The organism is Shewanella marina JCM 15074, assembly GCF_000614975.1.
Lineage (GTDB): Bacteria > Pseudomonadota > Gammaproteobacteria > Enterobacterales > Shewanellaceae > Shewanella > Shewanella marina.
On the sequence record NZ_BALM01000008.1, the window covers coordinates 71,105 to 87,130 of the forward strand.

At 41.7% G+C, this 16,026-nt stretch carries 14 protein-coding genes and 1 pseudogene; 10 read left to right on the plus strand and 5 right to left on the minus strand.

Going from position 1 to position 16,026, the window contains the following annotated elements:
- Nucleotides 1-60 precede the first annotated feature (60 nt).
- The 4 genes and pseudogenes from JCM15074_RS08170 (at nucleotide 61) to JCM15074_RS08185 (ending at nucleotide 3,199) form a co-directional block, all read left to right on the plus strand.
- Entirely contained in the window at nucleotides 61-1,113 is a 1,053-nt protein-coding gene (locus JCM15074_RS08170; RefSeq protein ID WP_025820758.1) for a patatin-like phospholipase family protein, read from the plus strand.
- A 163-nt stretch (nucleotides 1,114-1,276) separates the two neighbouring features.
- The gene (locus JCM15074_RS08175) at nucleotides 1,277-1,849 is read left to right on the plus strand and encodes an LON peptidase substrate-binding domain-containing protein (RefSeq protein ID WP_025820759.1); all 573 of its coding nucleotides are present in this window, start codon (nucleotides 1,277-1,279) and stop codon (nucleotides 1,847-1,849) included.
- 60 nt (nucleotides 1,850-1,909) lie between these two features.
- Nucleotides 1,910-2,816: pseudogene (locus JCM15074_RS21525) on the plus strand (pseudouridine synthase).
- A gap of 110 nt (nucleotides 2,817-2,926) precedes the next feature.
- A complete protein-coding gene (locus JCM15074_RS08185; RefSeq protein ID WP_025820760.1) occupies nucleotides 2,927-3,199 on the plus strand; it encodes a hypothetical protein in 273 nt (90 codons plus the stop codon).
- 83 nt (nucleotides 3,200-3,282) lie between these two features.
- Here JCM15074_RS08185 and JCM15074_RS08190 read toward each other — a convergent pair whose 3' ends face one another.
- Nucleotides 3,283-5,163 (minus strand): alkaline phosphatase D family protein, encoded by a 1,881-nt coding sequence (locus tag JCM15074_RS08190; protein ID WP_025820761.1) that lies wholly within the window; start codon nucleotides 5,161-5,163, stop codon nucleotides 3,283-3,285.
- Nucleotides 5,164-5,352: 189 nt separating this feature from the next.
- On the opposite strand from JCM15074_RS08190, the gene JCM15074_RS08195 reads away from it, so the two are divergent.
- Complete coding sequence (locus JCM15074_RS08195) at nucleotides 5,353-5,535, plus strand: hypothetical protein (protein WP_025820762.1); 183 nt, start codon at nucleotides 5,353-5,355, stop codon at nucleotides 5,533-5,535.
- A 27-nt stretch (nucleotides 5,536-5,562) separates the two neighbouring features.
- Here the strand turns inward: JCM15074_RS08195 and JCM15074_RS08200 are convergent, their stop codons facing one another.
- Nucleotides 5,563-6,168: a response regulator transcription factor gene (locus tag JCM15074_RS08200; RefSeq protein ID WP_025820763.1), complete on the minus strand. Its 606-nt coding sequence runs from the start codon at nucleotides 6,166-6,168 to the stop codon at nucleotides 5,563-5,565.
- Nucleotides 6,169-6,518: 350 nt separating this feature from the next.
- On the opposite strand from JCM15074_RS08200, the gene JCM15074_RS21530 reads away from it, so the two are divergent.
- On the plus strand, nucleotides 6,519-8,171 hold the full coding sequence (locus tag JCM15074_RS21530) for a sensor histidine kinase (RefSeq protein WP_148300760.1): 1,653 nt from the start codon (nucleotides 6,519-6,521) through the stop codon (nucleotides 8,169-8,171).
- Between the two features lie 49 nt (nucleotides 8,172-8,220).
- Here the strand turns inward: JCM15074_RS21530 and JCM15074_RS08210 are convergent, their stop codons facing one another.
- Both JCM15074_RS08210 and JCM15074_RS08215 read right to left on the minus strand, forming a co-directional pair.
- Complete coding sequence (locus tag JCM15074_RS08210; protein WP_148300761.1) at nucleotides 8,221-9,357, minus strand: putative sulfate/molybdate transporter; 1,137 nt, start codon at nucleotides 9,355-9,357, stop codon at nucleotides 8,221-8,223.
- 198 nt (nucleotides 9,358-9,555) lie between these two features.
- A complete protein-coding gene (locus tag JCM15074_RS08215) occupies nucleotides 9,556-10,278 on the minus strand; it encodes an SDR family oxidoreductase (protein ID WP_025820765.1) in 723 nt (240 codons plus the stop codon).
- A gap of 123 nt (nucleotides 10,279-10,401) precedes the next feature.
- Here JCM15074_RS08215 and JCM15074_RS08220 point away from each other — a divergent pair, with 123 nt between their 5' ends.
- From JCM15074_RS08220 to nrfD, 4 genes are all read left to right on the plus strand, one after another.
- The gene (locus JCM15074_RS08220; protein WP_025820766.1) at nucleotides 10,402-11,232 is read left to right on the plus strand and encodes a LysR family transcriptional regulator; all 831 of its coding nucleotides are present in this window, start codon (nucleotides 10,402-10,404) and stop codon (nucleotides 11,230-11,232) included.
- Between the two features lie 415 nt (nucleotides 11,233-11,647).
- Entirely contained in the window at nucleotides 11,648-13,858 is a 2,211-nt protein-coding gene (gene phsA, locus JCM15074_RS21535; RefSeq protein WP_234400193.1) for a thiosulfate reductase PhsA, read from the plus strand.
- Between the two features lie 11 nt (nucleotides 13,859-13,869).
- A complete protein-coding gene (locus JCM15074_RS08230) occupies nucleotides 13,870-14,442 on the plus strand; it encodes a 4Fe-4S dicluster domain-containing protein (protein WP_025820767.1) in 573 nt (190 codons plus the stop codon).
- Nucleotides 14,439-15,383 (plus strand): NrfD/PsrC family molybdoenzyme membrane anchor subunit, encoded by a 945-nt coding sequence (gene nrfD / locus JCM15074_RS08235; RefSeq protein ID WP_025820768.1) that lies wholly within the window; start codon nucleotides 14,439-14,441, stop codon nucleotides 15,381-15,383. Before JCM15074_RS08230 ends, nrfD begins: the two co-directional genes overlap by 4 nt.
- Nucleotides 15,384-15,516: 133 nt before the next feature.
- Here nrfD and metJ read toward each other — a convergent pair whose 3' ends face one another.
- On the minus strand, nucleotides 15,517-15,831 hold the full coding sequence (metJ, locus tag JCM15074_RS08240) for a met regulon transcriptional regulator MetJ (RefSeq protein ID WP_025820769.1): 315 nt from the start codon (nucleotides 15,829-15,831) through the stop codon (nucleotides 15,517-15,519).
- Between the last annotated feature and the right edge of the window lie 195 nt (nucleotides 15,832-16,026).

Here is a 16,026-nt window from a genome sequence, read left to right on the forward strand (position 1 = left end):
GGGTTCTCCTGCTGTGATAAGCAATGCTAGCATTTATCTGATAATTTAGAAGGGTTTTTAATGGGTGGATTACAACTACTTGCGGGCTCGACTGCAATAAAGACCATAACCGAGCAAGGCATTAATCAAGCTGACTTTGGTGTGATGTTAGCTGCTTCTGGTGGGCCTAAGTGGTTGGCAGTTGCAGGGCTTGATAAATATCTGTTTAGTGAGTTTTTTAAAGAGAGACAAACGCCATTAGATACGTTGGGCACCTCATCAGGCGCATGGCGATTAGCTTGTTTTGCACAGCAGCAACCATTGGCCGCTTATCAACGTTTTCAGCAAGCTTATATTGAACAGCGTTATGAGGTGAAGCCTAAACCGCAGCAAGTTAGTGATAATGTTGCGACGATATTGAGCTACATTCTGGGGACTGAATTGGGGCGTGATATCGTCAGCCATCCCTATATTAATAGTCAGTTTATTGCATGTCGCGCTAAAGGACTGAATCGCAGCCAGTCTCCTATATTATTGAGTACTGGTTTGGCTGTGACTGGCTTAAGTAATTTATTGAGTCGCGGTAGCTTAGCCACATATTTTGAACGATTTCTGTTTTCAACAAAAAAAATAAGTTCAGCCTTTTCATTAACGGATTTACCGACGCAACATATCAGTTTGACTGAAGCTAATATTGCCGATGTATTACGTGCAAGTGGCTCTATTCCACTATTAATGGCGCCAGTTAAGCAAATATCGGGTGCTCCTGCTGGGGTGTATTATGATGGCGGTATTACTGATTACCATTTTGATTTAGCCCTGCCAGAATCTAAGGGAATGGTGATTTACCCACACTTTAACCAGTATATTAGTCCCGGTTGGTTTGATAAGAGTTTGCCGTGGCGTAGAGCCCGCGCAAATTACCATAATGCATTAGTGTTAGCGCCTAGCGCTGAGTTTGTTGCCCGCTTACCTTATGGCAAAATTCCTGATCGTAGTGATTTTGCTAAGATGGATACTGAGACTCGCATTAATAATTGGAATCAAGTGTCATCGTTAAGCGAGCACCTTGCTGATGAGTTTAATGAGTTATTGCATCAGCAAGACTTCGGCGCCAAGTTAGTGCCAATTTAACGGAATTTCAGTGCACAATTATGGTCTAAAATTATAATACTTATATCCCCATGCAATATCAGAACATTTGGGGATTGCTAATGCTAAATAAACGAAAGCTTATTACCACCTGCTACAATTAAGCTATCACTGGTTAATGTGACCTTTCGTTTAAGGAGGGCATATGCGTACCGTACAAATGGGCTTACTTGCTGTTGATGATCTATTGCTACCTCAAGGGCGAATTGAAGTGGCAATTGCTGAACCGTGTTATTTGCGCATGGTCGCAGAGGCGCTAAAAGGCCATTACCCATTAGCTTTTGGAATGTTGAAACCTAAAGCGAGTCCTCCTTGTTATCCCATTGCGACTGAATGCAAAATTATCGATTTTAATCAATTAGAAGATGGCTGCTTAACGGTTGTGTTAGAGGGCTTACAACGGGTAAAAATTTTATCAGCAGGTCAGCAGCAGGATGGTTTATGGCAGGTTCGTACTCTGGCTAAACCTAATTGGCAAGAGGAGCCCATAGCAGCAGAATTTGAACTGATTAGTGTGGCATTAGCCCAGTTCTATCAAGTTAACCCTGCTATTAAAGAGTTATATGGCACCTTATATCTTGATGATGCAACCTGGGTCAGTCAGCGCTGGTTAGAAGTGTTACCACTTTATAATCATGATAAACAAAAGTTATTGAGCCAACCTGATTGCCATAAAACCATGGATTTTGTATTGAGTTTGATAAAATCCCATGCTTAATGAATTTGGCGTCCAATAGTAAAAACGTTAACATAGGCGCTTTTGTGCTTGGTTAAAGTTATGAGTTCTCCTGCCTGTGCGGCGCAGCGTCATATATCGTGTTACCCCGTCAAGCTGATGCTCCTGCAACGGTTTTTGAATTCTTGGTTGGCCATTTTACTCAAGTGACTGCTGAACAATGGCAGCAGCGTATTATTGATGGCAAAGTGCATTGGCAAGATGGTCAATTAATTGAGTTAACGACGCCATATCGACCTGCTACACGGGTTTATTATTACCGTGAGGTCAGCCATGAAAAGAAAATCCCTTTTGCAGAACAGATTTTATATCAGGATGAATATAAAATTATTGTGGTGAAGCCCCATTTCTTACCGGTTACGCCAAGCGGTCATTTTGTTAATGAGTGTTTAGTGCATCGGCTACGTATTGCGACTGGAATAGAGACTATCGCACCCGCTCATCGATTAGATCGAGATACGGCAGGAGTGATGTTAATGACCGTTCAACCTGAGACTCGTCATCGTTACCATGAGTTATTTGCCAAGGGACGCATTCATAAACGTTATCATGCGTTAGCTAAATTAACGCCACCATTATTACAGCAGTACCAACAGGGCGAGTTAGTGCTCCCTTACTCGGTTACGGTTAAGAATCGATTACAAAAGTCTACCCCTAGCTTTTTAATGCAAATTGTAGAGGGTGAAAACAATAGCCACTCTGAAATCAGCTTAGTTGCCGTAAAAGGGGATATTGGTTTGTTCGAATTAAGCCCGATTACAGGCAAAACTCATCAATTACGAATGCATATGTTGAGTTTAGGCATGCCTTTAATCAATGATCGCTTCTATCCTGAACTACAACCAAAGACTGAAGATGATTTTGAGCGGCCTTTACAATTAATGGCTAGAAGCTTGAGTTTACTGACCCGATGACAAATCAACCCCATTTTTTGAAGTTGACGGTTTAACAAAATCGCTACAATCAGCTTGAGGTTAATGATTAGGCAGGCTAAACTTTACGCATACATGGATATTTGTGGCTAAGTTGTCCCAATTTAGTCAAGTTGAAGGAGCCAACATGAAACCTGTCAGTTTTTTACTTATCGCAGCTGCATTTGTAGCAACCTTATTGCTAATGAATACTGATGTGACTTCAGTAAAAGAAGCAAAAGTCGGTTTATCTGCGGCATTACTTGATTCTATGGCGTCTAAAGGTCGCACTATTCAAATGACATTACCATCAGTGAGTTATAGCCCTGAAAATGAACCGCAGCTGGTGATTACTCAAACAATGCCGTCATACGATATCAGTAATAGCATTAGTGAAACCCGTATGGCGACGGCTAAATAAATTTTTGGCTTAATCCTGCTATAAAGCCTTTATCGGCGCTTAATAAAAACCGTTACCGACATCGTCGCTAACGGTTTTGTTGTTTAAGACTTGTTCGCTATAAATTCTGTCACACTGCCATCACCATGGCGCACGAGTATTTGCTTGGGCGCTCCATTCTCTGCAAAACTGACTTCACCTATACCGCTGTTATTGACTAACTGTGGTTTCTTATGACCATTAGGTAATCTCGTTCTAATCGACATACGTTTGCGTTTAGTAAACCAGTTTAATGGTGACTTTCTTGCATATAAATATCGATTAAGTCTTTCAAAAATAGGCAGTAATTTTTCAGGAAATTGATTTTTAATACCGCTGCAAGTGATTTGGTAAATATGAGGACTCTGGTTACGAAAACGGATTTGGATATCGTAACTAAATGAGTAATGCACATCGCCAGATAAAATCACAAATTGTTGTGGTGTTTTGCGGTGTAAGAAAATACTCAATAATGCTTCAGCCGCGCCGGGATGCGCCATCCAGTTTTCTGCATCGACAAACAGTGATGCGCCCCAGAATGTGGCAAAACGCTGAATCGCTTCAATAGCCTTAACACCAAAAATGGGTGAAGGTGATACGATGATGATTTTATCCTGACCGATTAACTCATGTTGTAAATCCATCAAGGCTTCCCAATCCATTAAGCCTGATGGTTTCGCTAAGTTTGCTTCACTGCGCCAACGTCGAGTACGTGTATCAAGTACTATCAATTTAGGACTGGTATCTAAGTGATAATGCCACTGCTCAAATTTAAACAGTTGCTCAATCAGTTGCAGTTGTTCTTGTGGTTGACCAGACTCAAAAAATTGACTTAGCAAAGGTTTTATCTGACTAAAATTCTGCGGTTGATTACCTAAACCTTGAAATAAGGTGTAGCCAATTAGCGCATTACCAATAATCTGTTTTGAAAATGGATGTTCGTAGGCGGCATATTCCCATTTAGCCGTTAAATTCCAATCATCGGTGACATCGTGATCATCAAAAATCATATAACTGGGAATATGTGCCAGTAAACGCCTTACTTGAGTTAAGCCTGCAACAAAGCGATTGATATACGTGAGTTGTTTTTGCCATAACTCAAGTTGCTTTTGATTAAGCCCTTGTGGTTGTGGATCTATTTCAATTAAGCGCCACAATTCAGGTGACCATATTAATAGATATAGCGCAATGACCTCTGCCACGCTGACTAGGTGATTTTGCGCCGCTGAAGAGGTGAAAATTGGGTGATTGATATACCAACGATATAAGGGCAATTTAGCGGGATATTCAGTACGCGGCAGTAAGTTGCTGGCTCGATTAATCATCGTAGCTGCTTGGTAAGGAATATCATGACTAGACGCGATTGGCGCTTGCATAAATTGTTCATCGCGCAAGCCTAATAAGTTAATCACTTGGCCGATAGCACTGAGCATCGGCGCAGCGATATCATCAACGTAGACTTGATCTCCTGACATCATGATTAATGCTGGCCGCTGCTGAATATCCGTTAAGCTGGCAATATTATTATCGGCCGTAACAAGGGCATCATCACTGTGATGGTGTGGGTTACGGCAGGAGCCATGTAATAGCTTATCTATTTTGCTTTTGACAATAAACTGAGGTTGGGCTTGTTGATGGTAGGTCAGCTGGTCTATCTGGCTAAATAGATCGCCATGAACCGCATCAATAATTTGGTAACTGACCACTTGGTTATCTGTGAATAAGTCAGTTTGTGCCAGTTCTATTTGATAAAAAAATGCCTGTTTACCTAAAGCCAATTCAAACGTATTTAACCTTGTTAGTGGGTGATTACTTGCGTCATTAAATACCACTGATTCGAGTGATAATGCTTGGCTAGTTACAAAGTTAAGGGTGAAATGGTGGCTGTCACAGTGACGTAATATAGGACCTGTCAGCAGTAAAGGTAAGAGGGAAGAACGAGTCATGATATTCACTATTAACTGAAATTATTATCAGCATAACCAACTGCTTTTTTAAACACCAATGAATAATTGTTAGTAAATCCTCAAACGACATCTAGTCGTTTGGGAATATGTATTTGCTGGTTGCTAATTAAGCGATATCTGTTAGCTTAAATGATTGGTAAAACTTTTGTCTGATAATAGGAGAGGTTTATGTTGGCATCCTTACGTTGGTTACTACTGGCGATGTTGATTACTGGCGCAATATTATCTTATGGACTCGGTAGTATTCATGGGCTTGGTGTATTTATTGCTGTTGCACTGGGCTTTGAACTCTTTTTTTGGGTGGTGTTACGTATGACACGACCTAAGGCCGAAACCCGTTCCGTGTCATAGCCCAAATATCCCCGTTAGTGACAATGCTCATAACGTGGTTGCGGGGACAATTAAGCTAGAGAATTTTACCAATTCCGCCATATTATGCACCTCCAGTTTTTTCATTATCTTGGCTCTATGTACTTCAATGGTACGCAAACTGACATATAAAAATTCAGCCATCTGTTTATTAGTTTTGCCAGAGATAACTAAGCTTAATACTTGGGTTTCGCGTTCGCTTAATAGTGCCAGTTTTTGTTGTAGATTCACTTGTTGTAACTGTTGTTGGCTATGTAACATGGCTTTTTCGATTGCAGCCACTAACTCTTTACCGACGACGGGTTTTTGAAAAAAGTCACTGGCCCCTTTTCTAAAGGCATCTAATGCCATCGGTAGATCACCATGACCCGTCATAAAGATAATGGCTAAGGGACTATGTTGCTCAAGTAAATTTTGCTGCAACATCTGACCGCTTACTTCAGGCATTTTGCTATCTAAAATAACGCAACCAGCTTGCTGACTATCAACCTGTTGGCAGAAGTTGATGGCGCTATTAAAGGTCTGAACTTGATAGCCATATTGGGTCAACATAAAGCTTAATGAGTCCAATACTGCGGCATCATCGTCGACTAAAAATAAAGGAAGTTGCTGCATGAGAGTACTGGCTAATAATGGGAGGTGGTGTTAATTATGAATAAAATATCAATTAAACAAAATTAGTGTGGTGAATTTTTGAACTTGCTCACTAATTTAGATAATTGAGCATGAGTTATCACTAATAACGTTAAGGATTAATACTAAGCCACTGAAAACTGGTTTAAAATAATTAGCTTTATAGTGATGAGGTCATTTTGATTGGCTAATTGGTTCCGCTTACTTTTATTGATAGTTTGTTTTTTTTCTCATGCCGTAATGGCTAATGATACTAAAGGGGTCAACGTTTATCGTATCGGCGTGTTAGCAATTATGGTATTGAACAAGCGCAGCATAGATGGCAACCCACCATGGATTATTTGTCACAGCATGTGGCCGATGCCAAATTTGAAGTCATTCCACTTAATTTTAAGCAGATGAGCCATGAATTACGGTCGCGTCAGCTATCATTTATTATTACTAATCCGGGGCAATATCTTGAATTAAGCCATTATGTGCCCTTGTCATGGTTGGCCACCATGCGCAGTCGCCAGCACAATGGTGCTACCTTTGCGATTGGTTCAACCATTATTGTTCGAGCAGACAGTCCGATTACTGAAATTGAAGACTTACGTGATAAGAACATTGTTGCCAGTGATCCGCAAGCACTCGGGGGGTATCAGGCTACGATTGGTTTATTAAAGCGCTTAGGTTATCGGCCTGAACAATTTTTTAAGCATGTAAACTTCTTGGGATTCCCGCTAGAGCCTCTTATTTACCAAGTGCGTGACGGGACTGCAGATGCTGCAATCGCACCGTTTTGTACCTTAGAAGATATGATTAAAAAAGGGTTAGTCAATAAAGCTGACTTTAGAGTGGTGCATCCGATTAAGTCGACTAATATAGGTTGTAAACTCAGTACCGCGTTATACCCAAACTGGTCTTTTGCGGCGTCAGATAAAGTGCCTCATGAAGTCAGTAAAGCGGTGACTAAAGCCTTGTTTGAGCTATCGCCAGATCATCAAGCGGCAATTCGTGCTGATAATCAAGGTTGGACGGCACCAATTAGTCATCTAAATGTGATTAAACTCTTTAAAGAATTAAGTACTCCAACGAGTCCGCCAACCTTGTTTCAAAGTCTGTTAGATTGGGGCGAACGTAATAAAGAACTCGGTTTGGCCATTTTGCTTATTATATTATTATCTACCATTTATCATTTTTGGTTACAGCTTAAGTTTAAGCAAAAAAGTGATAACTTATTAGCGGTTGAACGAGAGCTGAAAGTCAAAGCAGTAGCGCTTGAGCGGATGCAAAGCGCGGCCATTTTAGGTGAGCTTGGGGCCGGACTTGCCCATGAAATGAATCAACCTATTGCTGCAATTACTCAGTATACCGAAGGTGCGATGTTACAGCTAAGCCGCCAAGGGCATGACAACGATGAGTTCTATGACATTTTAGGTAAAATTAATGCGCAATCGATACGAGCTGGTTCTGTGGTACATCGTATCCATAGCTTACTTAAAAAGCGCCAAGGTGAATTTAGTCAAGTTGATTTAGCCGCATTAGTGTCTGAAACCTTAGTCTTATTTAGGCATGAGCTGATTAAACAGCAGATCACGACACAGATAGAAATTAGTGGTACTAAACGAGAGATTTATGCTGATGGAGTTGGATTAAGTCAATTATTGGCCAATGCGGTTAAAAACAGTATCGATGCATTGCAAGAGCGTACTGCCAATAGGCAGATTCAGGTACGGTTAATTTATCAAGATCAACAAGTGGTCATTCATATTTTTGATAATGGTTCAGGCTTGATGGGAGAGGCCGAGCAGTTACTCAGCACCTTTACCTCAACTAAGGAGACTGGCCTAGGCTTAGGTTTAGCCATTTGTAAAGATGTGGCGAAGCAGCATCATGGGCAGCTGAGTTTACGTAATTGCAATGCGGTGGCTAAGCAGCTTAAATTACCGTGGCAAGAAGGTTGTATTGTTACCTTAGAGTTGCCATACAGTCATACCGATTGATAGAGCATAAAAAGGAGCCGTTAAGGCTCCTTTTTAGTGTTATACAGGGTCAATTTTGTTTAAAGCGAGGCGCAATATAACGGCGGCTTAGCTCCATTAATACTCCGACCAATAGTCCCACCGCAGTATTGACCAGTAAGCAGAATAAGGCGGTAAATAAGATAACGGCAATGCAGTAAGGCTTGGCGCGTAAAATATTTTTATTGTAAGCCAGTTGGTAACCTGCAATGGATAATAGGCTGCCTAAAATCGCCATAGGGATCAACCCTAACAGCCAAGCCACATCATTGCCCCAGCAAATAGCAATTAATAAACAAGTGATACCAAATATTAGTGGTGCCCACATATGACGCGCACCAAAGTGGTATTGCACTGCGAGTCCGCCTGCGCCATGACACATTGCGGTTGCGCCAAAAGGCGCAAGGCAGAAGTTAGCGATACCTGAACTTAACGCGAGATGTTTTGGTGTCAGTTTTTGCTTATCTTCAGGAAACTTTTCAGTCGCCATGGCTGATGTTGCAATAACGGCATTGGTTAATGTCAGCGCTAATTGCGGTAATACTAATAGCACTGCCGCTTGGCTCCATTCATCAATGGTCGGCCAGCCAAGTTGCCACGGTTGATAATTATCAAATAGCACGGCATTTTCGTTAAGGCTAAATTGCCATAGCATGCCCAAGCCGATGACTAACGGCATTGCTAAGTATTGCATCGGTAAAAAACGACTTAAAAACAATAAAATAAAGGCGCCAAAGCCGATAATCCATGATTCTGACATCATGTTAAAGCCCATTAGCATTAGTTGAATACCAATAGCCAATTGAATACCGATACTCACTGCCGGCGATAACTGTTTTGACATCCAAGAGATTGCACCGCTTAGGGCCAATACAATCAAAATAACCCCCATTAACATGCCACTTGCTTGCAGCATTGCAGGGCTAAGACCTTGGCTGATGACGAGTGCAGTAATCACTTTCATAGGTTGTACTGGTATCGGTCTTTTATAAAAAAGTGCCGTGGCAATCGCAAAAATGCCAAAACCAAGAAAGATACCTTGTGGTGAGAATTGATTAAGCGCAATTAAGCCTAATACTAACGGTAGAAATGTACCTAAATCGGCGAAAGCACCACTGATTTCACCACAATATTGATTAAATTTATATTTAGCGTTTTGAACTGCCATAGAGTTTGCCATAACCATTGAACAATGCGTTTTAGCAAAAATCATGCCAATAGTTAAGCTGTTGTTTTTAATTGTATTTTATTGTTCTGGTTGTGTTGTAAAAAAGAAAAGAGGACAAAGTTATACAGTGGCTAGCGAGGAGTGGTCGAAAAGTCTAAGGCAGCCATTAACGGCTGCCTTTAATCTGATGATAGGGGATTACGGCTGTTGGCGTGTTGCTGCTAGCACGATTTCACGTACGCAAACGCTTTGTGGCTGCTGCCAAGCAAATAGTGCAGCCTCTGCAATCGTTTCTGGTGCAATTACACCGCCCATATGTTCTTTCCAGTCATGGTAATCAGCTTTGATTTGATCATTAGTGGTATGGCTTAGTAGTTCGGTTTCTACTGCGCCTGGTGCAATAGTAATTAAACGTACATCATCCATTGCCACTTCTTCACGAATGTTTTCAGTTAGCGCGTGTACTGCAAACTTAGTCGCACAATAAGCAGCGTGATTAGGGAATGTTTTACGACCAGCAATTGAGCTGATGTTGATAATGGTACCTGTTTTACGCGCTTTCATATCAGCAAGCACAGCGTGAATACCATTCAATACACCCATGACGTTGATATTAAGCATTTGTGCCCATTCAGCAGGGTTTTGCACATCAGCCTGACCAAGTAACATCACACCTGCGTTGTTGATTAAGCAGCCAACAGGGCCATATTGTGCCACACCTGTCGCAATGGCTTGTTGCACCGCCTCTGTATCGGTCACATCAACACTAATACATAGGCTATTAGGTAAAGCGAGTGCTTGCATTGGCTCAACGCGGCGAGCCAATAATAATAATGGATGACCTGCTTGGCTAAATGCACGTGCCATTGCTGCACCAATACCTGCTGATGCACCTGTAATAACAACTAACTGCTTATTCATAATTAAATCCTATTAATAACTGTCTTGTTTCGATGGGATTCAGTATAGAACAGCATTTTTTTCGGTTAAAATACTTATTTCCGCTAGATGTAATAGCTAAAAGCTATGGATAGGAGTTCCCCCATGATTGATTTGCGCTTATTGCGTTTTTTTATCGCTATTTTTGAAGAGAAAAATATTACCGCTGCGGCTAATCGCTGTCATGTTAGTCAACCCTCATTGTCAGCTGGATTACGCCAATTAGAGCAAGAATTAGGGGGCGAGTTATTTAGCCGAGGTAAAAAAGGGGTAACGCCTTTAGATAATGCTCATTATCTCTATCCATTAGCGGTTAAATTAGTGGAAGAAGCCAAACAATTACCGAGTTTATTCCAAGCTAAAGCGGCTAAGCAAAAGCTACGAATAGCAGTAATGCCTGATTTAAGTCAATTTAGATTGGCACTGTTTTTAAAACAAGTGCAACAACTTATTCCCCATTTAGACTTGGAGTTAGTGGATTATCAAAGTCCTGCTGATTGTCGTTTAACTTTGGATTCGCTTAAGTTTAGTGAGGAGATTTTCTTACCCTTATGGGAAGAAGATTATGTACTTTGTGTGCCTAAGGAGCACTCATTAGCACAAGCAGAAAAAATTACTCCTGCGCAATTAAATGGCTACGATTTTATTGAATGTCCTCCTTGCGAGGCTCATCAACAAACGATTGGTTTATTAGCTTGCGATAATATGTCATTAAATTTAGTGGCCAAAGCTGAGTCAAAATCGTTAGTTATGTCGTTAGTATTGGCTGGCTTTGGCATCAGTTTTTTGCCAGATGGCTTAATTGAAGATGAGCCAAGATTGGCGCAAGTGGCTTTTGATGGCCCGAGAATGTTCCGCCGAATTGGCCTTTGTTACCCATCTCATCAAACCTCTCAACCTGCTTTAGCACGATTAATTAGCGGCTTAGCTCAGTAGTTTTATAGATTAATAATTATCAGGTGTTGTTTTTGATAATTATTAATCTATTTTGTAACATATTGAATTATATTGTTTTTAACATTTTTTTAGTCAGTTTTATATTAAAAATCCTCAATTATTATTAAATATTGACGGCCATGATCTAGATTCCACTTCTGAGGCTATTTCGCTTTTTTTTATTGTGCTGGATCACAGTCACTTTGACGATGTGGTTTACCACAATACCCCTTCACTATGTATGGATAAATAATTTAGATATTAAATTTATATTTTTTAATAACTAAAAATATGTCGTCATCTAAGAACGGCATCATCCAGAGTGAGTGATGGAGGTCACCATGATCAATCTAAATAGCGCAGCTTTTTAAAAGGAGCCGGTGCCAGTGGTGCAACATGTGCCTTAGCCAGTTTAATGCCGGGTTCATTAGCCGCATTAGAAAAAGGCGATTTAAAGGGCGTGTCTGCCGACTACGTTGCTAGTATTTGTGAAATGTGTTCGACCAGATGTCCGATCTCAGCTCGTGTTGTTGATGGCAAGAACGTATTCATTGGTGGTAACAAAGAAGCCAAAGCGTTTGGTGGTAAAGTGTGTGCTCGTGGTGGTGCAGGCCATAGCATGCTTTATGATCCGCAGCGTATTGTTAAGCCTTTACGTCGAGTGGGTGAACGTGGCGAAGGTAAGTGGCAGGAGATTTCATGGGATGAAGCCTATGAGATGATGGCGACTAACTTAAATGACATTAAACAAAAGCATGGTGCTGAAGCCGTTGCTTTCTCGTCAAAATCAGGTTCGCTTTCAGGGCACCTGTTCCATTTAGCTAAAGCATTTGGTAGCCCAAATACATTTACCCATGCGACAACTTGTCCGGGTGCATATGTCATTGCTGCTAAGGCAATTTTTGGTACCAAGCTTAAGCGTGATTTAGGTAACTCAAAGTATATTATCAACTTTGGTCATAACCTTTATGAAGGCATCAACATGTCAGAAACACGTGGCATGATGAAAGCACAAATGGATAAAGGCGCCAAACTTGTGGTATTTGAACCACGCTTCTCAATTGTGGCCGATAAAGCTGATGAATGGTACGCCATCCGTCCGGGCACCGATGTGGCCGTTGCGTTAGCCATGTGTCATGTATTGATTGAAGACAACCTGTACGATAAAGCGTTTGTGGCGCAATACGTTGAAGGCTTTGATGAATTTGCCAAAGAAGTGAAGGCTTATACGCCTGAGTGGGCTGAAACTATTTCTGATGTGCCTGCTGCTGATATTCGTCGTATTACTCATGAATATGCTGCATGTGCGCCGCACGCTTGTGTTGACTTTGGCCATCGTGCGACTTTCACCACTGAAGAATTTGAAATGCGTCGTGCCTTGTATGCTGCCAATATTCTGATTGGTAACATTGAGCGTAAAGGTGGTATTTACCTCGGTAAAAAAGCACCTGCTTACAACAAGTTTGCTGGTGAAGCGGTTGCCCCTGTTTTAGCCAAACCGGGCGTGAAAAATCTGCCTAAGATTACTGCTAAACGTATCGACCAAGTGGACGAACAGTTCTCTATGGTGTGGTCATCAGGTGGCGTATATCAGTCGATTCTCGATGCCACCCTTGAAGCTGTGCCATATCAGTTACGTGGCTGGGTAATGAGCCGTACTAACCCTATGCAAACCATGACCGATCGTAATCGCGTGGTTGAAGCAATGTTGAAGCTTGATTTCATTGCGGTATGCGATGTTTATATCAGTGAAACTGCTGCTTATGCCGATTTGATCCTACCTGAATCAACCTACCTTGAGCGTGATGAAGAGATTGCCGATAAGTCAGGTAAAAATCCTGGCTACTATGTGCGTCAACGCGTAGTGGAAGTGATTGGTGATACTAAACCGTCATGGCAGATCTTTAAAGAAGCTGGCGAGGCGATGGGCTTAGGTCAGTATTTCCCATGGCAAAACATGGAAACCTTGCAGTTAATGCAGGTCAATAAAGATCATCAATTATTGAAACAGATTAAAGACTTAGGCTTTGTCACTTATGGTCAGCCATTGATGTTACGTGAGCCTAGTATGGTGTCTAAGTTCGCCGCGACTTACAGCAATGCGCGTGAGATGGACGAAGATGGCACTTATGGCAGCGCGTTAAGCTTCAAAACCCCTTCTGGCAAGATTGAATTGTCATCAACCAAGGTTGAAAAAATGGCGCCGGGTCGTGGTGTTATCCGCTATCGACCGGTTGAATTAAAGCAAGCTGATGAGCTTTATTTCATCCAAGGTAAAGTTGCTGTGCATACCAATGCAGGCTCACAAAATGTGCCTATGTTGAGTCAGTTAATGTCTGATAACGCGGTTTGGATCCATCCAGTTACGGCCGGTGCGTTAGGCATTCAACATGGTGATGCTATTACGCTAACCAGCAGTGTCGGTACTGAAAAAGGTCAGGCGTTAGTGACGCCAGGTATTCGTCAAGACACCGTATTTGCGTACATGGGCTTTGGTTCAAAGAACAAAGAATTGGCTCGTGCCGTAGGCAAAGGCGTGCATTGTGGCAACTTGCTACCACATAAGACCTCACCTGTTACGGGTATGAACGTCCACACCACTGGCGTTAAGTTAGCTAAAGCTTAGGGAGAATATTCATGAGTCAACGTTATGTCATCGTTCATGATGAAAACAAATGTATAGGCTGCCAAGCATGTAGTGTTGCTTGTCGCAGTGAAAATAATGTACCAGATGGCGTGTCACGCCTACAGGTGCATATTCAAGGGCCATTTGGTGAAGCACCAAATTTACACTTTAAATACCACCGTATGTCATGTCAGCAATGTGAAAATGCACCTTGTGTGACGGTATGTCCAACGGGCGCAGCTTATATTGGCGATGATGGTATCGTATCGATTAAACCTGAAAAGTGTGTGGGTTGTATGTATTGCGTGGCGGCCTGTCCGTACAAAGTGCGCTTTATGAACCCAGAAACGAAAGTGGCTGACAAGTGTAATTTCTGTAAAGACACGCGTTTAGCTCGCGGTGAGCAGCCTGCATGTGTGGACGTATGTCCTACCGATGCTTTGGTGTTCGGCGATACCAATGACAACAACAGCCAAGTGGCGAAAATGTTGTTGCAACGTGCAAATTATCAAGACAGTACTCATCTTGGTACCAAACCAAGAGTTTATCGTATCCCAACTAAGAAAGGGGGCATTGTGTCATGAACAATACTTGGGGCGATGTAGCACAATATGATCCGGTCACATGGAATTGGATTATTGCAATTTATCTATTTATGGCCGGTTTGTCTGCGGGCAGTTTATTGATTGGCTTAGGTTTGCGTTGGTGGTCAAACACTGATGATAAATCAGAGTCAGCTATTTTAAAGGCGGCAGCACTGATAGCACCAGTTGCCATCTGTATTGGTCTTGCTTGTTTGGTGTTTGACTTAACCAAACCATTCCATTTTTGGTTGATTCTAATTAACTATAATTTTGAATCCGTGATGGCTATTGGTGTGGCGGTACTACTGTTCTATATTCCGCTAACATTTGCTTATGCATTAATGGTATTACGTGATGAATTAGCACAGTGGAAGTTAGGCTTCCTTACGCCGATTGCAACTATGTTACTACCATGGCGCAAACCGATTGAATTGGTGATGTTTGTATTGGCATTAGGTGTGGGCGCTTATACTGGCTTCTTATTGTCAGCAATGAATGCTTATCCGATGCTAAACACTGCCGTACTACCTGCGTTATTCCTTGTTTCAGGTTTATCAGCAGGTGCAGCAGCAAATACATTAGTGGCACTATTGATGTTTAATTCAAACGGTCATGAGCCACACATGAAAACCATGCATGGTATGGAACTGCCAGTGGTATTTGCTGAAATGACCTTTATCTTTATGTTGTTCTGCGCGCTTTATTTTAAAGGTGGCGCAGCAGCGATGGCATTAGCATCGTTAACGACGGGGGTATGGGCGGTTGTATTCTGGGTTGGTGTAGTCGCGATTGGTTTTGGTATTCCATTACTGTCAATGCTAATGCCTGCGCACAGTCGTCATACCAAAGGTGCAATGGTGACGGTAGCTTGTGCAAGTCTTGCAGGTGTACTTGCACTACGTCACTTCATTATCTATGCAGGTCAAAGCTATATCAGCTAATAATGAAGCAATGATTTGTTGTTGATGATTGGCGAACCTAATGGGTTCGCCTTTTTTATTTTGGCTGCAAATAAAAAGACACAAGCGTGAACTTGTGTCTTAATTAATCGTATCGATAACGGTGATGAGGAAGCTAGTCTAGCTCTTCCCACTCGATGCCCAGCTCATCCATAATACGTTTGGCATCCGCAGGGATACAATCAGGTTTATCTTTTGATAAATCTTGATCGTTAGGCAGCGGCTGACCTGTGTAAGCATGTAAAAATGCTTCACATAATAATTCGCTATTGGTGGCATGGCGTAAATTATTGACTTGGCGGCGGGTGCGCTCGTCAGTTAATACTTTTAGCACTTTTAACGGAATTGATACGGTAACTTTTTTTACCTGTTCATTCTTTTTACCGTGTTCAGCGTAAGGGCTGATGTAATCGCCATTCCATTCAGTCATTGACTCACCTGTTTATACTTAAATACGCAGCAGATTTTAAAGGGTTTCTGGTCGCAGTCAAATAAATGACCACATTTTCGATACCAGTATTACAGATTTCTTTACATTTAGACGTCTAAACATCCAAACATCTATTGACCCTATGAAAATGGTTAGGTACATTTAGACGTCTAGACATCTTATCATAGATTTTTA

Coding starts and splice junctions, on each gene's coding strand:
- JCM15074_RS08170 (WP_025820758.1), top strand. CDS start 61: ATGGGTGGATTACAACTACTTGCGGGCTCGACTGCAATAAAGACCATA.
- JCM15074_RS08175 (WP_025820759.1), top strand. CDS start 1,277: ATGCGTACCGTACAAATGGGCTTACTTGCTGTTGATGATCTATTGCTA.
- JCM15074_RS08185 (WP_025820760.1), top strand. CDS start 2,927: ATGAAACCTGTCAGTTTTTTACTTATCGCAGCTGCATTTGTAGCAACC.
- JCM15074_RS08190 (WP_025820761.1), bottom strand. CDS start 5,163: ATGACTCGTTCTTCCCTCTTACCTTTACTGCTGACAGGTCCTATATTA.
- JCM15074_RS08195 (WP_025820762.1), top strand. CDS start 5,353: ATGTTGGCATCCTTACGTTGGTTACTACTGGCGATGTTGATTACTGGC.
- JCM15074_RS08200 (WP_025820763.1), bottom strand. CDS start 6,168: ATGCAGCAACTTCCTTTATTTTTAGTCGACGATGATGCCGCAGTATTG.
- JCM15074_RS21530 (WP_148300760.1), top strand. CDS start 6,519: ATGGATTATTTGTCACAGCATGTGGCCGATGCCAAATTTGAAGTCATT.
- JCM15074_RS08210 (WP_148300761.1), bottom strand. CDS start 9,357: ATGGCAGTTCAAAACGCTAAATATAAATTTAATCAATATTGTGGTGAA.
- JCM15074_RS08215 (WP_025820765.1), bottom strand. CDS start 10,278: ATGAATAAGCAGTTAGTTGTTATTACAGGTGCATCAGCAGGTATTGGT.
- JCM15074_RS08220 (WP_025820766.1), top strand. CDS start 10,402: ATGATTGATTTGCGCTTATTGCGTTTTTTTATCGCTATTTTTGAAGAG.
- phsA (WP_234400193.1), top strand. CDS start 11,648: ATGCCGGGTTCATTAGCCGCATTAGAAAAAGGCGATTTAAAGGGCGTG.
- JCM15074_RS08230 (WP_025820767.1), top strand. CDS start 13,870: ATGAGTCAACGTTATGTCATCGTTCATGATGAAAACAAATGTATAGGC.
- nrfD (WP_025820768.1), top strand. CDS start 14,439: ATGAACAATACTTGGGGCGATGTAGCACAATATGATCCGGTCACATGG.
- metJ (WP_025820769.1), bottom strand. CDS start 15,831: ATGACTGAATGGAATGGCGATTACATCAGCCCTTACGCTGAACACGGT.